Source organism: Pseudomonas veronii (assembly GCF_002028325.1).
Taxonomy (GTDB): domain Bacteria; phylum Pseudomonadota; class Gammaproteobacteria; order Pseudomonadales; family Pseudomonadaceae; genus Aquipseudomonas; species Aquipseudomonas veronii.
The window spans coordinates 1287034-1307800 of the sequence record NZ_CP018420.1 but is presented as its reverse complement, the minus strand read 5'-3'; the positions used below and the strand labels follow the sequence as shown (position 1 = coordinate 1307800).

At 60.5% G+C, this 20767-nt stretch carries 11 protein-coding genes and 2 pseudogenes; 7 read left to right on the top strand and 6 right to left on the bottom strand.

The features are described 5' to 3' along the window. Positions 1-20 precede the first annotated feature (20 nt). Positions 21-1367, bottom strand: a complete 1347-nt coding sequence (locus PverR02_RS05900; RefSeq protein ID WP_079442941.1) for an HD domain-containing phosphohydrolase — start codon at positions 1365-1367, stop codon at positions 21-23. A 257-nt stretch (positions 1368-1624) separates the two neighbouring features. On the opposite strand from PverR02_RS05900, the gene PverR02_RS05895 reads away from it, so the two are divergent. Genes PverR02_RS05895 through PverR02_RS05880 form a run of 4 tightly spaced genes read left to right on the top strand, consistent with a single transcriptional unit; the run spans position 1625 to position 7722 of the window. Continuing rightward, positions 1625-3499: a putative bifunctional diguanylate cyclase/phosphodiesterase gene (locus PverR02_RS05895; protein ID WP_079442940.1), complete on the top strand. Its 1875-nt coding sequence runs from the start codon at positions 1625-1627 to the stop codon at positions 3497-3499. Positions 3500-3522: 23 nt separating this feature from the next. Then, positions 3523-4509: a cytochrome-c peroxidase gene (locus PverR02_RS05890; protein ID WP_079442939.1), complete on the top strand. Its 987-nt coding sequence runs from the start codon at positions 3523-3525 to the stop codon at positions 4507-4509. A 10-nt stretch (positions 4510-4519) separates the two neighbouring features. Continuing rightward, entirely contained in the window at positions 4520-6334 is a 1815-nt protein-coding gene (locus tag PverR02_RS05885) for a DAHL domain-containing protein (RefSeq protein ID WP_079442938.1), read from the top strand. Continuing rightward, positions 6331-7722 carry an ATP-binding protein gene (locus PverR02_RS05880; protein ID WP_079442937.1) on the top strand — a complete coding sequence of 464 codons (1392 nt, stop codon included), beginning with the start codon at positions 6331-6333 and terminating at the stop codon, positions 7720-7722. Before PverR02_RS05885 ends, PverR02_RS05880 begins: the two co-directional genes overlap by 4 nt. 36 nt (positions 7723-7758) lie before the next feature. On the opposite strand, the pseudogene PverR02_RS32490 reads toward PverR02_RS05880, so the two are convergent. Together PverR02_RS32490 and PverR02_RS32485 are read right to left on the bottom strand one after the other, a co-directional pair. Then, positions 7759-7827 (bottom strand): annotated as a pseudogene (locus tag PverR02_RS32490) (addiction module antidote protein, HigA family); the annotation flags it as partial. 3 nt (positions 7828-7830) lie between these two features. Next, positions 7831-7998 (bottom strand): annotated as a pseudogene (locus PverR02_RS32485) (type II toxin-antitoxin system RelE/ParE family toxin); the annotation flags it as partial. A gap of 303 nt (positions 7999-8301) precedes the next feature. On the opposite strand from PverR02_RS32485, the gene PverR02_RS05870 reads away from it, so the two are divergent. Continuing rightward, complete coding sequence (locus tag PverR02_RS05870) at positions 8302-9921, top strand: FMN-binding glutamate synthase family protein (RefSeq protein ID WP_079442936.1); 1620 nt, start codon at positions 8302-8304, stop codon at positions 9919-9921. A 28-nt stretch (positions 9922-9949) separates the two neighbouring features. Here the strand turns inward: PverR02_RS05870 and PverR02_RS05865 are convergent, their stop codons facing one another. From PverR02_RS05865 to PverR02_RS05855, 3 genes are read right to left on the bottom strand one after another with little or no spacing between them, the layout of a single operon-like run. After that, positions 9950-11443, bottom strand: coding sequence for a glucosyltransferase domain-containing protein (locus tag PverR02_RS05865; protein ID WP_079442935.1), 1494 nt, complete (start codon positions 11441-11443; stop codon positions 9950-9952). Next, a complete protein-coding gene (locus PverR02_RS05860) occupies positions 11443-12405 on the bottom strand; it encodes a glycosyltransferase family 2 protein (protein ID WP_079442934.1) in 963 nt (320 codons plus the stop codon). The genes PverR02_RS05865 and PverR02_RS05860 overlap by 1 nt, the downstream gene beginning before the upstream one ends. Continuing rightward, positions 12402-12776, bottom strand: coding sequence for a GtrA family protein (locus PverR02_RS05855; protein WP_046384565.1), 375 nt, complete (start codon positions 12774-12776; stop codon positions 12402-12404). Before PverR02_RS05855 ends, PverR02_RS05860 begins: the two co-directional genes overlap by 4 nt. A 222-nt stretch (positions 12777-12998) precedes the next feature. Between PverR02_RS05855 and PverR02_RS05850 the strand changes: the two genes are divergently transcribed. Continuing rightward, positions 12999-14147: an OpgC family protein gene (locus PverR02_RS05850; RefSeq protein ID WP_079442933.1), complete on the top strand. Its 1149-nt coding sequence runs from the start codon at positions 12999-13001 to the stop codon at positions 14145-14147. A gap of 62 nt (positions 14148-14209) precedes the next feature. Continuing rightward, the gene (locus PverR02_RS05845; RefSeq protein ID WP_227778791.1) at positions 14210-20731 is read left to right on the top strand and encodes an NEL-type E3 ubiquitin ligase domain-containing protein; all 6522 of its coding nucleotides are present in this window, start codon (positions 14210-14212) and stop codon (positions 20729-20731) included. Positions 20732-20767 lie beyond the last annotated feature (36 nt).

Sequence of the window (20767 nt, the reverse complement as noted above, 5' to 3'; positions counted from 1 at the left end):
CAATGATCCCATGAAGCGCCTCAGCTCAAAAGATGCGGCTCTTCCGGTTCGCGGATAAACACGCTGTACTTGGCGCCCTCCATGGCTTCAAACGCGATCAGCTTGTCCACCAGCGGCAAGTTGAGCACTTTGCCGGCATTGAGCAGCAACATGCCGTTATCGGCGTTGAGGTTGCGCGCCAGGATCATGCCGTCGGCCAGTTCGCGGGTGCTCAGCACTTTGACACTCGGGTCGCCCAGGGTCACGTCGTTGAGGAATGTGGCACAGGCCAGGACGAAGTCTTCGACCATGTCCGGATCATAGAGCCGCCCCGCGTACTTGCGGATGTACAACAGCGCTTCATCGCTGTTCATCTGCCGTTCCAGGATCAGGCCCTTCTGCAGTTCGATGAAGTCCACCGCCAGTTTGAGCAAGCGCGCGCCTAAGGGAATCGTTTCACCCTTGAGGTGATCGGGAAACCCGGTGCCGTCCCACCGCTCTTGGTGGTGGCGGATCAGCCGTGCAGCGTCCTTCATCGGCTCGAGCGTCATCAGCAACGACTCGCTCTGCGCCGGGTATGCGCGATAGCGTTCGCGGTCGTTGCTGTGCAGCAGTTCCGACGGGACGGCCATCATGCCGTCGCTCCAGCTCAATTTGCCGATGTTGTAGAGCGCGGCGGCCATGGTCAGGTCACGGGCGCTGGCTTCGTCCAGCGCCTGGGCTTTGCAGTACACGCGGATCAGCTCGATCAACTGGCGGTTGGTCTGCTTCTGCTTGGGCAGGCGCAGGTTGGCCAGCAGCGAAAACACTTCGGTGCCGGTCACATAGCTGCGCTTGAGCTCGTCGTAGGCCAGGTCGAGCATGTCGGCGGTTTGCTGCAGCTCGCTGGTGCGCGCTTCGACGCGCTTTTCCAGGGTGGCGTTGAGGGCCTTCAACTGCTCGTTCTGATCGCGGGTCAACTGCTCAAGACGCACGCGCTCGCGTTCGGAATGCTGGTGTTCCAGGGACTGGCGCAACGTCAGGAGCATTTCCTCGTCGTTCCAGGGCTTGCTGATATAGCGGTGGATCTGACCTTCGTTGATCGCCTTGATCATCATGGTCATGTCGGCATAGCCAGTCAGCAGGATGCGCGTGGTGGCCGGGTACAGGCGGTGGGTCTCGGCCAGCAGCATCGCCCCGTCCATCGCGGGCATGCGCGCGTCGGTCATGAGCAGGTCGACGGGCTCGGCAGCCATGATTTCCAGGGCCTGGGCACCACTGCTGGCCAGCAGCACATCATAAGGCTGGCCCCGCAGCAGACGGCGCAGGCTGTTGAGGATCGATTCTTCATCGTCGACCAGCAAAATAGTAGGTCTGTAAGGGGACGTCGTAGCAGTTTGTTCATCCATGGCGACACCTCCTGGCGATGGTACTCGGTTGCTTCATTGCGCCCTGGCGTGATCGATCGCTGTACTTGCATAAGCAATGAGCGCTAGATGCACGCTGGGGTAACTGAGGGTGATTTGACGCCAACTGGCGTACTTATTCAAGGGACCCGGCTATGCTAGTAGCATGAAGCCATGACTGTTCCCTGTTTATTGAAGCATTCAAGGTAAGGAAGCCCGATGCGTAAGAATCTTCAGTTGCCTGCGTCCCGGTGTCAGCCATGAATCCGTGCTCAGGAAGGGCCAATCGACGGGTGCTGATCGTCGATGACGCGGCCTCCATCCACGAGGATTTCCGCAAGATCCTGTGCGCCGATACCACAGGCGGCCAGTCCCTGGACAGCATCGAAGAAACCCTGTTCGGCACCGCCCCCACCGTGCGCCAGACTTTTGTGCTGGACTCTGCCTATCAGGGCCAGGAAGCCCTCGCCCTGGTCAACCAGGCCGTGGCCGACAACGCGCCCTACGCCCTGGTGTTCATCGATATGCGTATGCCGCCGGGCTGGGACGGCCTGGAAACCATCGAACAACTGTGGAACGTCGACCCGAACCTGCAGATCGCCCTGTGTACGGCCTACTCGGACTATTCCTTCGAAGCCATCGAAGCGCGCATCCAATACAGCGACCAGTTGCTGATCCTGAAAAAGCCGTTCGACAACCTGGAAATCCGCCAGATGGCCAGCGCGCTGACCTGGAAATGGCAGCTGGCCCAGGATGCCGCGCTCAAACTGATGGGGTTGGAGCGCACGGTCGAAGAACGCGTGCAGGAACTGCTGAAGGTCTCACACCTGCTGCAATACGACGCCCTGACCGAACTGCCCAACAGCACCCTGCTGGGCGACCGGCTGACGCAGGCCATTGCCGTCTGCAGGCGCCATGACACCCAGTTGGCCGTGATGTTTATCGGCCTGGACCGCTTCAAGCGCATCAACAATGCCCTGGGCTATCCGGTCGGCGATGAAATGCTCAAGCAGGTCAGCCAAAGCCTGGTGGCCACGGTGCGCGCGTCGGATTCGGTGTTTCGCTACGGCTCCGACCAGTTTGTGCTGATCCTCAACGACATCAAGCATCCCCAGCAAACCCAGTACATTGCCGAAAAACTGCTCGGTGCCATCAGCACGACACACTATGTGGCCGGGCATGACTTGAGTGTCACCGCAAGCCTGGGCATCAGCATCTACCCCAACGACAGTTTCAGCGCGGTGGAGCTGATCAAGAACGCCGAAACCGCCATGCACACCAGCAAAGCCCATGGCCCCAACGACTTCAGTTTCTTCGTCAACGAGATGAACCTGCGCGCCCAGGCTCAGCAGAGCCTGGAAAGCGCGATCCGGCAGGGCTTGCAGCGCGATGAGTTCATTTTGCACTACCAACCGAAACTGGATTTGAGCAGCGGGCGGATCGTCGGCGCCGAAGCCCTGATTCGCTGGCACCAGCCCGATCACGGCTGGATCTACCCGTCAGCCTTCATTCCGGTGGCCGAAGACAGCGGCCTGATCGTGCCCTTGAGCCAATGGGTGTTGCGCCAAGCCTGCGAGCAAGCACAAGCCTGGCGCGCCGCCGGCCTGCCTGCACTGTGTATCTCGGTGAATATTTCGGCGATTGATTTTCGCCAGCGCAATTTTGTCGCCAACCTGGCGGCCATTCTGCAACGCACCGGCCTGACGCCCAGTTTGCTTGAACTGGAAATCACCGAGAGCGTACTGATGCAAAACGTCGAGGACACGCTCGTCACCCTGCAAGACATCAAGGCCTTGGGCGTGCGGCTGTCGATCGACGATTTCGGCACCGGCTATTCCAGCCTCAGTTACTTGCGCCGGTTTCCCATCGATGTGTTGAAGATCGATCAATCCTTCGTGCGCGGCCTGGGCGAAAACAGCCAGGACGCACAACTGATCAGTGCCATCATCAGCCTGGGCAAGAGCCTGGACTTGGACATCATTGCTGAAGGCGTCGAAACGCTTGAGCAATTGGCGTTCCTCAGAGCCCACCGTTGTGAGGAGGGCCAGGGTTTCCTGTTCAGCAAAGCCGTGGCGGCCGCTGAATTCGCCCAATTGATGCAAGCCGGGCAACGCAGCCTGATGCCCCCCCAGTGACTGTCTATTCAAGGAACGAACGCTTGATCCGTCCCCTCACCCGCTCTCCTCGCCCGTCACCCTGGGCACTCGGCCTTGCCGTCGCCCTCGGGGTCGGCGCCGCCCTGCCCGCGGCGGCCGCGCCACTGGATGAGCCGCTCAAACCACTGCCGCCGGTGCCGCTGCTGGATGTGGCAACAGTTGAGCTGGGTCGCCAGTTGTTCAACGAGAAACGCCTGTCAGTCAATGACAGCCTGTCCTGTGCCAGTTGCCACCAACTGGCAACGGGCGGGGGCGACGATAAGCCGTTTTCCTTGGGCTTTGATGGCAAGCCGGTCAAACTCAACACACCCACAGTGTTCAACGCCAGCCTGAATTTCAAGCAGTTCTGGGACGGTCGGGTGGATACCCTCGAGGCCCAGATCGAACAAGTGGTCATCAGCCCGGTGGAAATGGGCAGCGACTGGAAAACCGTGGTCGACAACCTCACCGCCATGCCGCAGTACCAGGCCGCCTTCAGTCAGGTGTACCCCGACGGCGTGACGGCGGCCAACGTGCAAAATGCCCTGGCGACGTATGAACGCACACTGCTCACGCCCAACTCCCGCTTCGACCAGTACTTGCTGGGCAATACCGAGATCCTCACGATCGAAGAAAAATACGGCTACCAACGCTTCAAGGAATATGGCTGCATCGCCTGCCATCAAGGCATGAATATCGGCGGCAACATGTTCCAGAAACTAGGCGTGATGGGGGATTACTTCAAGGACCGCCCCCCCGCCGACAGCGACCTGGGCCGCTACCTGGTGACCCACGACGACGAAGACCGTCACGTGTTCAAGGTGCCCAGCCTGCGCAACGTCGCCGTCACCGCGCCGTATTTTCACAACGCCTCGGCCAAGACCCTCGAAGAAGCCGTGGATGTGATGTTCAGATTCCAACTGGGGCGCGTGCCCTCGGCGGAAGACAAGGACCAGATCATCAAGTTTCTCAAGACCCTGACCGGCCAATGGGCGGGCAAACCTTTATGAGCAGACGGTCATGAGACTCTCCCGCCACTACGGCATCCAACTACTACTGGGCACCGCGACCCTGCTGCTGGCATCGATACTGGTGTTCCTGTACATCAAATCAAGTACTGACCAGACCAGCCGTTACACCGAATCCCGCGACCTGATCCGCCAGATGCAGCAGCTCAACGCGCAGTGGGACAGTGAGGTGCTCAAGGCCAGAATCGCCCTGACCCACAACTACGACCCCCTGGTGACGCCGCTGACGCAGATCACAAGAATCTGGGAGGAACTGCGCCAGCACGAGTCGTATCACGCGCCCAACGACCTGCCCGGCTGGCAAGCCAGCCTGGATGCCGGTCAGGCGGCGATCCAGGATAAAGCGCGGCTGGTCGACCAGTTCAAGTCCCATAACGCCGTACTGCGCAACTCCCTGGCGTTCCTGCCGACCGCTGAAAACGATATCCAGGCCGCGTTCACACGGCTCGACGACGAACAGCGGCTGCCACTGCAAAGCGTGGCCACCGACACCTATGACCTGTTGCTCAGCAGCATGGAGTTCGCCCAGGTCGCCAGTGCCGACCGCGCGGCCGAGATTCTGTTGGGCCTGAACCTGCTGGCGGTGAACAAAGAACGCTTGCCGGCCGACTTCCACCTGCCGGTGGAGATTCTCAGCAACCACGTCGCGCTGATCCTGCGCGAACAGCCGCTGGTCAACACCTTGTTGGAACGCATCGCCGCGGTTCCCGTGGCCGAACGCCTGGACGAACTGACCACCCACCTCAACCAGGATCAGCAGGCCGCCGACCTGATCGACCAGAAGTATCACAACTACTTGCTGGTGTTCTCCACCCTGCTGGTGGCATTGCTGCTGTACCTGGCCATCAGGCTGTTGCGCAGTTTCACCGTGATCAACCGCGTCAACCGCGCCCTGCACACCGCCAATGCCAGCCTGGAACAGCGCGTGGAAAAACGCACGCGCCAGCTCAGGGATGCGCAAAGCGAACTGCTCGACAGCGCCCGCCAGGCCGGCATGGCGGAAATCGCAACCAATGTGCTGCACAACGTGGGCAACGTACTCAACAGCGTGAACATCTCCGCCGACCTGGTCGCCCGTAAGCTGCGCACCAGCAAAGCACTGGGGTTGGGCAAGGCCATGCAGTTGATCAACGAACACCCCGATGACCTGGGCACTTACCTGCGCGAAGACGAAAAAGGCAAACTGCTGCCGGGCTATCTCAACCAATTGGTGGAGGCCATCGCCGTCGAGCAACAGGGCCTGACCGACGAGCTGGCGCAATTGAGCAAAAGCGTCGACCACATCAAGGACATCGTCTCCACCCAGCAATCCTACGCCGGCGTTTCCAGCGTGCTGGAGCCCTTGCAGGTCAGCGCCCTGATGGACGACGCGCTGCGCATGAATTCCGGCGCGCTGAATCGCCATCATGTGACGGTGGTCAAGGAATACGCCGACGTACCGCAGATCATGGCCGACAAACACCGGCTGCTGCTGATCATGGTCAACCTGATCAGCAACGCCAAGTACGCCATGTCCAACCTGACCGACCGGCCTCGGCAGATTACGTTGTCGATCCAGACGGTAGAGGACAACATCCTGCAAATCAGCGTCAAAGACGAAGGTGAAGGCATCCCCGCCGAAAACATGACGCGGATCTTCACCCACGGCTTCACCACTCGCAAGGAAGGCCATGGCTTCGGTCTGCACAGCTGCGCCCTGGCGGCGATTGAAATGAATGGCCGGCTTACCGCCTATAGCGATGGTCCGGGCAAAGGCGCGCTGTTCACCTTGCAAATCCCCCTCAACGATGCTGCAGGCCCCGCATGAACCAACCACCGAACCGGCGCATTCTGCTGATCGACGACACGCCCTCGATTCACGAAGATTTTCGCAAGATCCTCAAGCCGCCCCTGGAACAGAACCAGGCCCTGGACGCGATGGAAGCCGCGCTGTTCGGCACCAGCGACAAACAGCCGCAAAGCCCGCTGTTCGAGCTGGACTCCGCCTACGGTGGGCAGGAAGGTTTACAACTGCTCGAGGCGGCCATGGCGGCGCAACTGCCCTACGCCCTGGCCTTCGTCGACATGCGTATGCCCCAGGGCTGGGACGGCGCGCAAACCATCGAAGAACTGTGGAAGGTCGACCCGAACCTGCAGGTGGTGGTGTGTACGGCGTACTCGGATTATTCCTGGGAAGAGCTGCTGTTTCGCCTGCGTGCCCATGACCGGCTGCTGATCCTGAAAAAGCCGTTCGACAATATCGAAGTCCAGCAAATGGCCAACACCCTGACCGCCAAATGGGACATGGCCCGCCGCGCATCCTTGCAAACCAGCCACCTGGAGCTGTTGGTGGAACAGCGTACCCAAGCGCTGACCCAGGCCAGCCAGGCCCTGCAACAGGAGATCGACGAACGCAAACAGCTCGAAAGCCAGTTGGTGCAATCGGAAAAACTGGCGTCCCTGGGGCAACTGGCCGCGGGCGTGGCGCACGAGATCAACAACCCGGTAGGGTTCATTTCCTCCAACCTCGGCACCCTCGAAGGCTATTTCAAACAGCTGCAGCAGATGCTCGATGCCTACCGCCAGGCCGAAGCCGCGATCGGCGATGATCAGCTCCAAGCCCTGCGCCAACGCCTGGACCTGGACTTTCTCAGGGAAGATATTCCGACGCTGATTCACGAATCCAAGGAAGGCATTGGCCGTGTGGCGCAGATCGTCAAGGACTTGAAAGACTTTTCCCGAGTGGACACCGACCAGACCTGGCAGTGGGCCAACCTGCAACAAGGCATCGATTCGACCCTGAACATCGTCGCCAGCGAGCTCAAGTACAAAGCCGACGTCATCAAGCACTATGCGCCCTTGCCGGAAATCGAATGCCTGGCCTCGCAGCTCAACCAAGTGGTGATGAACCTGGTGATCAACGCAGCGCAAGCCATCGGGCCGGAGCGCGGCACCATAACCATCAGCGACGGCGTGGACGGCGAGAACATCTGGCTGGAAATCGCGGACAACGGCTGCGGGATTGCCCCGGACGCCCAGCTGAAAATCTTCGATCCGTTCTTCACCACCAAGCCGGTGGGCGAAGGCACGGGGTTGGGGCTGTCACTCTCCTACGGCATCGTCAAGAAACACCATGGCGAAATCTCCGTCAGCAGCGAACTGGGCAAAGGCACCACGTTCCGGGTAGTGCTGCCCATTCGCCAAACAGCGGTGTAGGCCCGTTCGAAAAAGCATCACGCAACGGTTGGATCAACGCAATACAATGTCATTCACCGTAGGGGCGGAAACATGCAGCGCCCTTGCGAGAGCGGCTGCGGTCAGGCCCAGCGGTTCCAGCCTATTCCCGGGCGGTGAGCGCAAGTCAGCGAGTTCAACCGCCGCATCCAGCATGCTCAGCTGTCGTTCCACCACGGAAACGACAGCGGACCAACGTCGGGTTCGACCGGTTTCAAACAGTTTTGGGGTTTCGGCGCATTTAAAGCTTCTGATCATCGCTTAATGCTTAACGTTATTCGTTAATGACCAGTTCTACATGGGTTGTCGATATATTCAACCGACAGTTGAATAGGCGCTGAGGGAGGGCGACGAGCGGTCAGTGCCGCCGTCAAAAAAAGCCGATCCAGACACTGGAACGGCCTTAGAGGTAAGGCCGGAACGCGTCACGCCAACTGTCTATATCGGGCCAGTCCGCCGTGTCTATGCGACCCAAGCGAATGCACCTACAGGTTGTTCAGGGTTTCCTTACTGGCGCAGAATGCCGCACCGACCAGAAGAGTCCGATCCCAAGGTAACCGTATGAGCCTGTCCTTGCTAAGCCGCTACGCGGTGTTTGCCGTATGCGTGATGTTCACCCTCGCCAGCCTGCCCTTTGTCGAACATGAATGGTTATGGCCCATTACCCTGGTCACCGGCGCCCTCAGCCTGCTCGGCCTCTTCGACCTGCTGCAAAGCCCCCACGCGATACGCCGCAACTACCCGATCCTGGGCAATATCCGTTACCTGGTCGAGGGCATTCGCCCGGAGATCCGCCAGTACCTGCTGGAGTCCGACAGCGACGCCCTGCCCTTTTCCCGGGCGCAACGCTCATTGGTCTACTCGCGCGCCAAGAACGAAACCGCCGACAAACCCTTCGGTACCTTGATCGACGTGTACCAGTCGGGCTTCGAGTTCATCAGCCACTCCATGCGCCCCGCGCCGTTGACTGACCCGAGCTCGTTTCGCGTGATGGTCGGCGGCCCGCAATGCAAGCGGCCGTACTCGGCCTCGGTATTCAATATCTCGGCCATGAGCTTCGGCTCTCTGAGCGCCAACGCGATCCGCGCGCTCAACCAGGGCGCCAAGCTGGGTAACTTCGCCCACGACACCGGCGAAGGCAGCATCAGCCCCTACCACCGCGAAAACGGCGGCGACCTGACCTGGGAACTGGGCAGCGGCTACTTCGGCTGCCGTACCCGCGACGGCCATTTCGACCCGGAACGCTTCGCGGTGCAGGCCCAGAACCCGCAAGTACGCATGATTGAAATCAAGATGAGCCAGGGCGCCAAGCCTGGCCATGGCGGGATTCTGCCCAAGCACAAAGTCACCCAGGAAATCGCCGAGACACGCGGCATCCTGATGGGCGAAGATTGCGTCTCGCCGTCGCGCCACAGCGCGTTTTCCACGCCTATCGAGTTGATGCACTTCATCGCCCAATTGCGTGAGTTGTCCGGCGGCAAGCCGGTGGGCTTCAAGTTCTGCCTCGGTCATCCGTGGGAATTCATGGGCATCGCCAAGGCCATGCTCGAAACCGGCATCCTCCCCGACTTTATCGTGGTCGACGGCAAGGAGGGCGGCACTGGCGCCGCGCCCGTGGAGTTCACCGACCACATCGGCGTGCCGCTGCGCGACGGCCTGCTGTTCGTCCACAACACCCTGGTGGGCTTGAACCTGCGCGACAAGATCAAACTCGGCGCCAGCGGCAAGATCGTCAGCGCCTTCGACATCGCCAGCGTCCTGGCCATCGGCGCCGACTGGGCCAACTCGGCGCGCGGCTTCATGTTCGCCATCGGCTGCATCCAGTCGCAAAGCTGTCACACCAACAAATGCCCGACCGGTGTCGCCACCCAGGACCCACTGCGCCAACGCGCCCTGGTCGTGCCGGACAAGGCCCAGCGCGTGTTCAACTTCCACCGCAACACCCTCAAGGCCCTGGCCGAAATGCTCGCGGCAGCGGGCCTGGAACACCCGTCGCAACTGTCGGCCAAGCATCTGGTGCGACGCATGTCGGCGACCGAGATCAAGCTGTTCTCACAGCTGCATGTGTTCCTCAAGCCTGGGGAATTGCTGACTGGGGAAGTGAACGGCGAGTTTTATTCGCGCATGTGGCAGATGGCGCGGGCGGATAGTTTTGAGCCGCAGGAAGTGGTGGCTGCGTAGCGCTGATTGATCGCCATGCTCCCGGCCGTTAATACGTGTCCTCGGCCGGGACGGTTTTCATCACGATGTACGCGTAATGCCCCTGGACATACAGACTGTAGAACTTGTTATCCGCCAGCATTGGCGCGGTCTTTTCTATCCCCATCAAGTCGAAGGTGGCCCCATCCATTGAGGCGATATGGGTCACTCCGCCGATACGCGGGAGCATTTCCGACAACAGGAAAAAATCCACATTCACCACGTACCGCAATGCGGGCACCAACGCGTTGACGCCATCGCTGCCCACTAACCACCCATTAGTCTTGCGATTGATCAGGTAAAATTGCTGGATGTCTTTTAATGTTCGATTCGACAAAACGTCATAACTCAGACTTTGCCCGACGCTGACTGACAAGTCTCTCTGCAGGCTCAGTACTCGCCCATGCATATATGAGAACGACAACATGGCAATCACCGGTAGGAATAACAGACAGCCCAGCCGGTGATGAATAGCGCCCAATGCTTGATAAGCCAAATACAACAGCATGACTAACGCCGGCGCGGTTCCCATCATTAGCCTTGCGCCATCGTTATAGTAATTGAACAACAGCGCCAGGCCAGGAATCGATATCAGCATGACGGGAACAGTAGCCAGACAGCCGACCGCCACCAGCCCCCGCGAAGGCATGCCCGCCGGTACACGCATAACCCTGCAAATGACTAGCACAAGGCCGGCTCCGGCAGTGACTAACAGCGCCACGCACAGCCAAGCATTCCCCTCGTTGTACAGCAGTGACACACGCTGCGCCGCAAGGTGCAGATCTGACAATAACCGCTGGGCCCATCCTGCACTGAAATCGCGCAAGCTGTTGCGGTTGTTATTCATAAGTTGTGGCGCGGTCGCCAAATACATCGCCACCCCCAGCAGCACATGCAGCCCCTTATCTCGAACCAGTCTTGCAACCTGAAGAGGCGACTGTTTCTCGCTGGCGGCTCGTATGAGTTCAACGCAACACAGCCCTATGTAAACATTGATCACCATTTGATACAGGTTCAGCCCCACCGCAATGAAAGCCGCGCATGACAGCGTGCGGCCCCACCACGACGGATGGGTGAAGCAGATCGCATAGATGATTGCCACAACCCCCAGGCTCATGGCCGGACCGTCGTATTGGTAGGAAAGGTTTTGCAAGAAGAAAGGGCTGTACCACAGCGGTAACACGACCAGACAAGACACCACGCTCGGCCTTGAAAAGTAGTGAATCGCCAGCGACCGCAATGCAAACGCCATGGCCGTGATAGCAATCAGCAGTGGCAAGGGGAACATGTTCGGCGCGCCATGGGTAAACGACAACCCCTGGTAAAACCAATCCACCAAGATGCGGCCGTCTTTCTTCCATCCCGTACCGGCGAGTTGCGCACGCCAGTTGTCATCAATGTAAAAGTAGTCCGCCAGTATCAGCGGTAAGGCAAAAAGCAAAGTCGTCGTAAAAAAGAATACCCATATTTTGCGGGGTGACAGGGGTTGGACCAGATACTCCATCACATGTGCTCCTTTTCATTCGATGCCCCACCTGGTGGGTTTGACGCGACAATCTCTTTGATCACATACCTCGGCCGATGCTTGGCCTCCATATAAATCCGCCCCACATACTCGCCCAATATCCCGATCCCGATCAGTTGCACCCCACCCAAAAACAAGATCGCCGTCATCAACGACGGATACCCCGGCACCGCATTGCCAAACAACACTTTGTCCACTACCAGATACCCGGCGTACACCAGCGCCAGCAGCGAAATACCGCCGCCGATATAGCTCCACAACCGCAGCGGCAAGGTGCTGAACGAGGTGACTCCATCCAGTGCCAGGTTCCACAGTTTCCAGGCGTTGAACTTGCTCTGGCCGACAGCACGGGGCGCGCGGTCGTACTCGACAATCGCGACGTTGAAGCCGGCCCAGGACAACACGCCTTTCATGAACAGTTGCTGCTCGGGCAAGGCCTTGATCACGTCCACCACCTTGCGGTCCATCAACCGGAAGTCGCCGACGTTTTCTTCAATGTGTGTGTAGGAAATACGATTGAGCAGGTGATAGAACAGCGACGCACTGCGGCGTTTGAGGTAGCCGTCGCTGGAGCGATCCCTGCGTTTGGCCAATACCACGTCGGCGCCTTTTTGCCATTCGGCCAACAGGTGCGGGATGACCTCGACCGGGTCTTGCAGGTCCACGTCCATCGGGATCACCGCATCTCCGGTGGCATATTCGAGCCCGGCGAACAGCGCGGCTTCTTTGCCGAAGTTACGCGAGAAGTTGATCAGCACCACGCCGCTATCGGCCAAGGCGATAGCCCGGGCATGCTCGGCGGTGCGGTCGGAACTGCCGTCGTTGATAAACACGATCTCAAGCGTCTGCTCGTGCAACGAGGCCTCTTGCCGCACGCTGCGGTAAAATACGCCCAGCGCCTGCTCCTCGTTATACACAGGCACCACCAGCGAGACCCTCATTGCCCACGCTCGCGAAACACCACCCACCTGGACAGCAAAAACCCGCACACCAGGCTGATCAGCGAAAACACCGCCACAGTGAGAATCCCCGGCACCTGCCAACGATCCGCCAGCCACCCCACGCCCAGGCTCACACCGCCCATGCAGGCCATGAACAGCGCGTAACGCGGCAGCGAAGGGGGCATGGCAAAGGTGTAGATCGCGTTGACATAAAACGAAAAGGACGCTGCCACGCAAAACGCGAGGACATTACTCACCGCCTGGCTGAGCTCCAATGCGGCCCGGAACACGAAAAACAGCTGCCAATGGATCAGCGTATTGGCGATGCCAATCACTGTGTAGCTGGAGAATCCCTTCCACAATCTGGTCATACCGTTGCCCCGTCAGGCCTTGCTCTAGCAAGCCACGGCGCCTGCGGTCCGTCTACTGTCAGAATTAACAGGTAGCCCCCCGCGCCATTGAGACATTCAGTAATACCCAGCCTTTGCAATCGCTTACAAATACCGCCAACCTGCGCCCGCTCGACGTGCGGCGTAAGACAACAGCTGCGCGCGCCAGTCATTACTAAACCTTTCGTACAAGAGCCCGCTGCCATGCTGAACGGACGCGACCCGCGCATCGATTTTTTTCGGGGCCTGGCGTTGATCTTCATTTTCTGGGATCACGTCCCCCACAACCCCCTCGGCCAGATCACCCTGCGCAACATCGGTTTCAGCGATGCGGCAGAGGTGTTTGTGTTCCTCGCCGGTTACGCCGCCGTATTGGCCTACGGCAACGTCCTGCAACGCGACGGCTACTGGATCGCCTCGCTGAAAATCCTGCGGCGCGCCTGGGTGCTGTATGTGGTGCATATCTTTTTGCTGGCGATGCTGATGGGCATCGTGTTCTTCGCCAACAGCCATGTGGAAACCCGCGACCTGGTCGAAGAGATGGGCCTGACGCACTTCGTCACCCACCCGCAGCAGGCGCTCACCGATGAATTGCTGTTGCGCTTCAAGCCCAACCTGATGGACCCGCTGCCGCTGTACATCGTGCTGCTCGGCGGGTTGCCGCTGGTGCTACCGTTGCTGCTGCGCCAGACCTGGGCGGTGGTGGCCGTGTCGCTGAGCGTGTACCTGCTGGCGCCGTGGATGGGCTGGAACCTGCGGGCGATTGCCGATGGCGTGTGGTACTTCAACCCCGTCACCTGGCAGTTGCTGTTTGTGCTCGGCGGCGCGGCGGCGATTCATGCCCGCCGGCCACGCCCGGCAGAGCGCCGCGCGCTGCTGCGTCAGCCGCTGTTTGTGGCGGCGGCGGGCTACTCGCTGCTGGCCGCGATCATCACGCTGGCCTGGCGCTGGCCCGAGGTGCATGACGCGCTGATGCCCGCGTGGCTCAGCGAACGGCTGTACCCCATCAGTAAGACCGACCTGTCGCCGGTGCGCCTGGTGCACTTCCTGGCGCTGGCTTATGTCACCGCCAAGCTCTTGCCCCATGCCGGCTGGACCCGCCATTGGCTGGCGCAACAGAGTTGCCGCATGGGCCGCTATTCCCTGGAGGTGTTCTGTCTCGGCGTGCTGCTCGCACCGCTGGCGGACATGCTCAACGCCCTGGCCGGCGACGCGTTGGCCATGCAGCTATTCAGCGCGTTGGCAGGCGTGGTGTTGATGGGCGCTCTGGCGACCTGGCTGGAATTCAACAAACGCCTGGACAGCAGGTTGCAAGCGCGTCGCTCACTGCCCACGTCATCATTAAATAGATAGCCCCGGCCGTTTTCGCGACGGTGCTTCCATGCCCTTCCACTTATCGTGAAAGGGTATGGCTGATGTCAACTTATCAACGACTCAACGGGTTATCAGGCAACTTGCAGTCCAGCAGTTCCTGGTCACGGCAACAAGCCCTTGAGCAGATTCAGAACAACGTGATTCAAGCCATGAGCAGCTTGAACCCACAGGAAAAAGCCCGCTACGTCAGGTTGCAACGCGAGGCATTGAGCGCCTTGACCGCTCTGGAACACGCCCAGCAAGCACTGACCCGCGACTTCAAGACTCAAGGCCTTGCGCAACTGCGGGAAAAAATCGGCGGGCGCGATCCCGAGCAATACACCCTGTTCACCCGCTACAAAGAGAAACGGGAGCAGGGCTTCCCCTGGGACCCGCCGCAGCCGCTCCTTCCGCTCAATACCGTGCCCCTGCCCGCCGCGCGCTATCGTCGGGCCCATTACGACTTCCATTACATTGAGCATCTCAAGCACATGTCGCTGTGGGAAGCGGCCTGCCTCAACTACGGTTTCACCCACTCCATTCACGGGGACTCGGGTTTCAGCCTGGTGGAAGCCAGCTATATCGTGGGGCCGGACAACGACAGAAGCCTGGGCGCACTGGCCTTCATCGAAGCCGCCCGCACGCTGGACCTGGGCGCTCAACTGCGCGACAAAGCCCGTACCGCCATGGCGCCGGGCGGGCCGTTGCGCCCATTGTTCGAGGCGTCGGCCAAGGCCAGCCTGCTGTTCGACGTAATCGAAGCCTACCGCAACCGTGCCACTACCGGCGTCACCCTGGAGATCTACACGCGACTCAACGCCGCCATCGAAGGCACTGGCGCGCAATTGCCGTTCGACACGCTGAACCTGAGCTCCGGTATCACCCCCCTGATCTCCGTGCCCTTCGTCCCCTGGGACAGTTGCATCCCCGTGCCCTTAATGCTGATTCGCGTGGCCAGCCTGGGCGTGTTGTCCTACTTCCCTTTCCGTCCCGGCGGGGCGTTGCAATACCACGACGATGCCCAGGCCGCCGAGTACGCGTTTCGCACACAACTCACTGACAGCCACGCGAAAAAAGACTTGGGCTGGTTCTCCCGGCAAGTGCCCTTGATCGGGCTGTCGGTGTTCAGATCACTGATCAACAAAGCGCCGCATCTGAAGGGGTTCAGTTGGTTAGGCGCTTATGTGTACGACGGTTTTCACCTGGCCTTCTCAACAAAGACCCTGGACAACATCCGCTTCAACACCGACATCAAATCCGGGCGCGCAATCACCCTGGTGCAGGCGTGTGCCTATCGCCAGATCCAGCGCTTTCAGTCAGACCTCGACACACTGGCGCAAACCCGCTCGGAAAAAGACTGGCAAGCCCTCAAAGATGCGGCGGCAGCGATTGCCGGCGAAGTGCTGCAGATGCTGCTTACGCCATTGCCCGGCGGCGTCACCGGCATGAACCGGGTCATGCAACTCGCGGTCATGGGCAGCCTGACCTACAGCGCCGCCCAGGGCGTGAATGAGCTGGCCAAGGGCGAAGCCAGCGGATTTGCCTCGGCGCTGGCCGATGTCACCGACCTGGCCGTCAGCGGCAAGCTGATCTCAACCGCCGGAAGGGCCCATCGCCAACGCATGCACGCGTACCTGGAAAAACTCGGCAACCCGTACAAAATCACGCGCGCCGACGGCAGCCATGGGCTCTGGAAAGCCGACGCCCAACCGTATGCCCACGACAACCAGCGCCTGGTCAACGGTATCACGCCCAACGCGTTGGGCATTTACACGGTCGAGGGTCACCTCTACGCCAAACTGCGCCAGGGCGAGCTGGACGTGCTGATCGAAGTCAAATTCGACGACGCGCACAAACGCTATGTACTCACACGCGGTAAAGACGGCTACACCCCAGCGATCATATTCGCCCCAGAGCTCCAGGCCTGGACCTTCGATCTGCACAATGCCCATCTCCTGTCCAACCCGGAGTTGCTGCAACGCATGCTGCCCAACGGGGCGTCGACGATCCCGTCGGCCGACCTTGAACACATGCTACGCAGCACCGCCACCACTCGCGATACGCTGGATCGCGTGTGGCGCGCCCAGCCGGCACCGTTGAACCTGATCGAAGGCGCCCGGCGACTGCAGGTCGATCAGGTCATCCAGCAAATCATCGAGCGGTTCCCCCAACCCGGCCAACTGCCGGCGCATGCCGACAGCACGGTCTTCTGCCTGCTGACCCAACTCAACGGCTGGCCGACCGACACCCTGCTGCATGTCCACGATGCACAAGGCACGCGGATCGAGACCTACGGTAAAACCGAGCAACCACCCCCACGCGCCCATGCCATCAACCTCAAGCGCCGCGAGGATGGCAGCTACACAGACCTCAACGACGCGGGCAGCGGCCCCGAGGGCAACGAGCACCTGCTTCAACTGATCATCCGCCAGCAACCACGCGACTCGGCCCTGGGTAAAGAGGACCAACCCAACGCCTCCGAGGACGCGCGCGTCAGCAGCGTACGCCAACAGGTTGGCGCATTGGCAAGCCTCGAGCGCCACGCGCTGTTTTCGGCGCTGTTCGATTACTGGGGCTACGAAAAAGCGGAACTCGCCGCCGCACCGGCGGCAAGACGGTTTCTGCCGGTCAAGGTGTCACCGGCCTTGATTACCGTCACGCCCCTGTTGAAAAAACTGCGCGACCTGAACCCGCCCCTGACCGCCGCCAACCTTGCGCGATTACTCGCCGAGCACCCGCTGACAGCACGCCAGCAAGAGGCGTTTCTGAGCGGTGGCACCCTGCCGGTAGCGTTCGTTGAAACACTCGATCGCCAACGTACCGCGTTGCGCATCGACGCGGTGATCGACAGCTTGTACAACCCCCGCGACTTCAATGCCGACACCGACCTCTGGGCCCGGGAATTTGCCGGCGCGCTGATCCGCGACACCCTCAAGCGTCCCTTCGTGGTCACGGATGTCAGCCAGGGCGAGACCTTCGTGCCCAGCGGTGCGGACGACCTCACCGTCAACCTGCGCTTGCACCCCGGCGGTCGCTACCAGGCCTATGACATCCGCAACGACAGTGAAATCCCCGTCTCACCCGCCCAAGACAGCTTCTACCTGGCCATCGCCTCGGTGCTCCACCCCCACGAACGTCAACAACTGGGCATGAGCAGTGTCACCGACGCCAAGGGCCTGCGCAAAACCCTGGGGGACAACATGAGCGCCCGACGCAACCCCCAAGGTCACGTCAGCCTGGTCAATGGCTCGCTGGTGCCCTACCAACACAACCTAATGCTGTCACCAGGCCTCAAACCCAGGACCGACGGGATCTTCATGATTGAGGGCAACGAATACCTGCCGCTGTTCGGCAGCCTGTTCCGCATCGTCTTCGATAAAACGCTGTTCAAATGGCGGCTCAAGCACCCGAAAAAAATCGGTGTCGACACCCCGCTCCTGGAGCACAACGGCCAGGGCACCTGGCGTCTGGCCAGCGAGAACCCGATGACCTGGGACACCCACCAGCTATTCCACCGCCTGGGGCACGAGGACTACGCGTTTACGCAGGAACGGGCCAGTCAAATCCTCGCCCTGACCGACACCCCGGACCACGTGCTGCGCCAGGTACACCGTGCCACCCACCCGGTGCCGCCGTTGTTGGCCGACACCTGCAAACGCTTCAAGATCGAGCAACAGATTCAACACTTCATCAACGCACTGCGGGTGAACCCCAACACCCAGGAAGCCGAGCCGGCCCTGCAATTGCTGGTGATCTCCGCGTTGCCGGGATGGCCGGACAACCACAGACTGCAGATCGTCGGCCCCGGGAACGAGGTGCGCTATCAATACCCGGCCAGTGCGGGCCCGAACGCTGAAACAATCCTCGTGACCGAGCAGGACTACAGGGACGCCCGCCTGCTGAACCAACTCACCGGCTACGACACGCTGATTAATGCCTTGTTGGGCGAATTGCCCAGCTCCGCTGAAGAGCGCTTGTTCAAACTGGTGAAAAAAATCGTCGAGTTCGCCGAGAAAGAAACCAACCATCTGTTCAATTCGCTCTACCAAGAGAGCGAGCACCGCAGCCCCAACGTCGCGCGCGAACGCTTCAAGGCCGCACATGCCGACTTACCCAACAACACCGTCGACAGCATCCTCGAGCACGCAACGCCCCGCGAACTCAAGCAACTGCACGAACACGGCAAGGTGAGCCTGCGCCTCGGCGAAACAGCCCGACTGACCGCCCACGAGGTGCGTCTGAACCGCGCCTTCGAGGGCTTGTACCTGGACAACCTGATCAACCCGGACAGCGACCGGATCATCCTGCACCTGCTCAACACCGTGCCCGGCTGGCCCAGCGACCTGCGCATCGAAGTCCGCGACCGACACTTCAGCGGCTCCAGCATCGAAGCCGCCGGCAACCCGGCCGGGACGCGCCAAAAAGTGCTGGTCAAGCAACACCAGGTCTACCACGCCTACGACTCACAAGGAGCGCCTCTCGCCGCGCCCGCCGGCAGCGGCAGCAACCTGCTGTCAGCCATCATCCAGACGTTGACCGACACCGAACGGAGCACGCTGGGAATCACACATGAAGACGACCTCGCGCCACTTCAGGAGCAGATCGCCAAGCTGGCGCTGTCCCAGCGCGTGGCGATAAAAAGCCTGCTGGACCTGCCGCACCTGCAACCCTGGCTGCAACCGCCGATGGGCCTGGATCGCTCATTTCTGGTGTACCCCGTCTGGAACTGGCTGTGGCCATTCGGCGGTAATCGCGCGCCGGACCTGGTGAGCAGGGTCCAGGAACTCTACCCCCGGTTCGACAATGACACCGCCCGCGCCTTCATCCGCTGGCTCAACCTGGATGAGCCGGCCGCCCTGATCGAGCTTGACCGACGCCAGGCCGAATACAGCTTCATGGACATTGAACTGACCCGCTGGAGCGACACCCCTCGTGACACCGACAACGACGAAACCGACCCACTGGGCCTCCATCTGGGCCGTCGTCGCCATATCGCCAACACACTGCGCAGGGCCTGGCGACGGGATGAGCCGCCACAGGTCTACATCGATGGGTTGTTTCATGCGGAGTCATTAACATTGCAACTGGACACCATCGATCTGCCCACGGCGGCCTTTATCAACGGGTTCAGGGGCTTCGAGCACATCGAGCACCTGAGTATCGCCGGGGACAGCTTCCCCGCCTCGGGCCATGCATTCCTCGCGCTCTTCCCAGGCTTACGGGCCCTGCAAATCGACTGCCAGTTGAGCGAGCTACCGAGCGCCATCACCCAGATGACGCAACTCACCCGCCTGAACCTGGAAGGCAACGCGCTGGTTTTAACCGAGGAGTCCGCCGCACGCCTCGCCGCCATGGTCAACCTGGAAAACCTCAACCTGGGTTACAACCCCCTGGGGATCACGCTCGACGTCACGCGAATGAGCCAACTCTCGACCTTGGATTTAAGAGCAACCCATACCCAACAATGGCCGATCGGCGCCGCAGATCACGCGAATCTGAACACCCTGTACTTGCAGGAAAACCAGATCTCCAGCATTCCCGAGCGCGTGTTTACCCACCCCAGAGCCATCATCCGAAATCGTTCGACGTTCCTGCATGACAATCCGCTGTCGCCCCAAACCTTGCAGCGCATTAGGCAATACCAAGCCGACATTGGCATGGCCGTAGGGGGCTCCCTCCCCGGCATCGCCCACACGCCGCCCGCCGAACGCGGCATTTTGCCTTGGCTGGTCCACCTGAAACCCTTTAAACACGACAGCGCCAGAGAACTGTGGAACGGTCTGTCAAGCCATGAAGGCGCCCGTCCCGATGATGTCTTCAGAGTGTTGGCGGACTTGACCAAGTCTCTGGAGTACACCATCGCTGGAAATGCACGTAAAAAACTGACATTCCGGGTCTGGAACCTGCTCGATGGCCTGAGCAACTCCACCGAGCTGCGCGAAAAAGTGTTCCTCAACACCCATGCGGCGGGCACCTGTGGCGACGGCGCCATACTGCTGTTCAACAACATGGAGCTCATGCACCGAGTGCATCAGACCCTCGCTCGATACGACGAAAACCGCATCGACCGCGAACTGCTCGGCCTGGCCAAACAAGTGTATTACCTGGAGCAGCTCGACCAGTTCGCCGACGATCACATCAGCCGCTTGACCGCGCAAGGGCGTTCGCCGGACCCCGCCGAAATCACCCTGTTCTATCGGGTGATGTTGCGCGAGGAATTCAACCTGCCGGTCCAGGCGGACCAAATGTTGTATTCAGTGGAGGGGTACGGCGTGGTCGACAACGATGTCCAACAGGCGCGTCAAATGCTGCGCGGGTTGAAGGATTCCCCTGGGCTGGCGAACGCGTACAAAACCTGCGACTTCTGGCTCGACTACCTGGAACGACGCTTTCCCGCGCCCTTCTTAACGATCAAGGAAGTGACCCGCTACAAGATCGGGCTCTTGCAAAAGGAGCTGCCGGACAAACACTCCGATGAACACCTCGACCGCCTGCAAGCGCTGATCGACACGCAGACCGCCGAGCGCAACCGCCTCATCGGCCAGTTGACGGACGCCGCCCTTCACGCCTTGCCGCGCGATTGAGCGCATCAAGGCGGCCTGTGCGCCACAGGCCGCCTT

What these genes read in the sequence shown, in the direction of transcription:
- PverR02_RS05900 (WP_079442941.1), bottom strand. Translation starts at nt 1,367, where the DNA reads ATGGATGAACAAACTGCTACGACGTCCCCTTACAGACCTACTATTTTG.
- PverR02_RS05895 (WP_079442940.1), top strand. Translation starts at nt 1,625, where the DNA reads ATGAATCCGTGCTCAGGAAGGGCCAATCGACGGGTGCTGATCGTCGAT.
- PverR02_RS05885 (WP_079442938.1), top strand. Translation starts at nt 4,520, where the DNA reads ATGAGACTCTCCCGCCACTACGGCATCCAACTACTACTGGGCACCGCG.
- PverR02_RS05880 (WP_079442937.1), top strand. Translation starts at nt 6,331, where the DNA reads ATGAACCAACCACCGAACCGGCGCATTCTGCTGATCGACGACACGCCC.
- PverR02_RS05870 (WP_079442936.1), top strand. Translation starts at nt 8,302, where the DNA reads ATGAGCCTGTCCTTGCTAAGCCGCTACGCGGTGTTTGCCGTATGCGTG.
- PverR02_RS05865 (WP_079442935.1), bottom strand. Translation starts at nt 11,443, where the DNA reads ATGGAGTATCTGGTCCAACCCCTGTCACCCCGCAAAATATGGGTATTC.
- PverR02_RS05860 (WP_079442934.1), bottom strand. Translation starts at nt 12,405, where the DNA reads ATGAGGGTCTCGCTGGTGGTGCCTGTGTATAACGAGGAGCAGGCGCTG.
- PverR02_RS05855 (WP_046384565.1), bottom strand. Translation starts at nt 12,776, where the DNA reads ATGACCAGATTGTGGAAGGGATTCTCCAGCTACACAGTGATTGGCATC.
- PverR02_RS05850 (WP_079442933.1), top strand. Translation starts at nt 12,999, where the DNA reads ATGCTGAACGGACGCGACCCGCGCATCGATTTTTTTCGGGGCCTGGCG.
- PverR02_RS05845 (WP_227778791.1), top strand. Translation starts at nt 14,210, where the DNA reads ATGTCAACTTATCAACGACTCAACGGGTTATCAGGCAACTTGCAGTCC.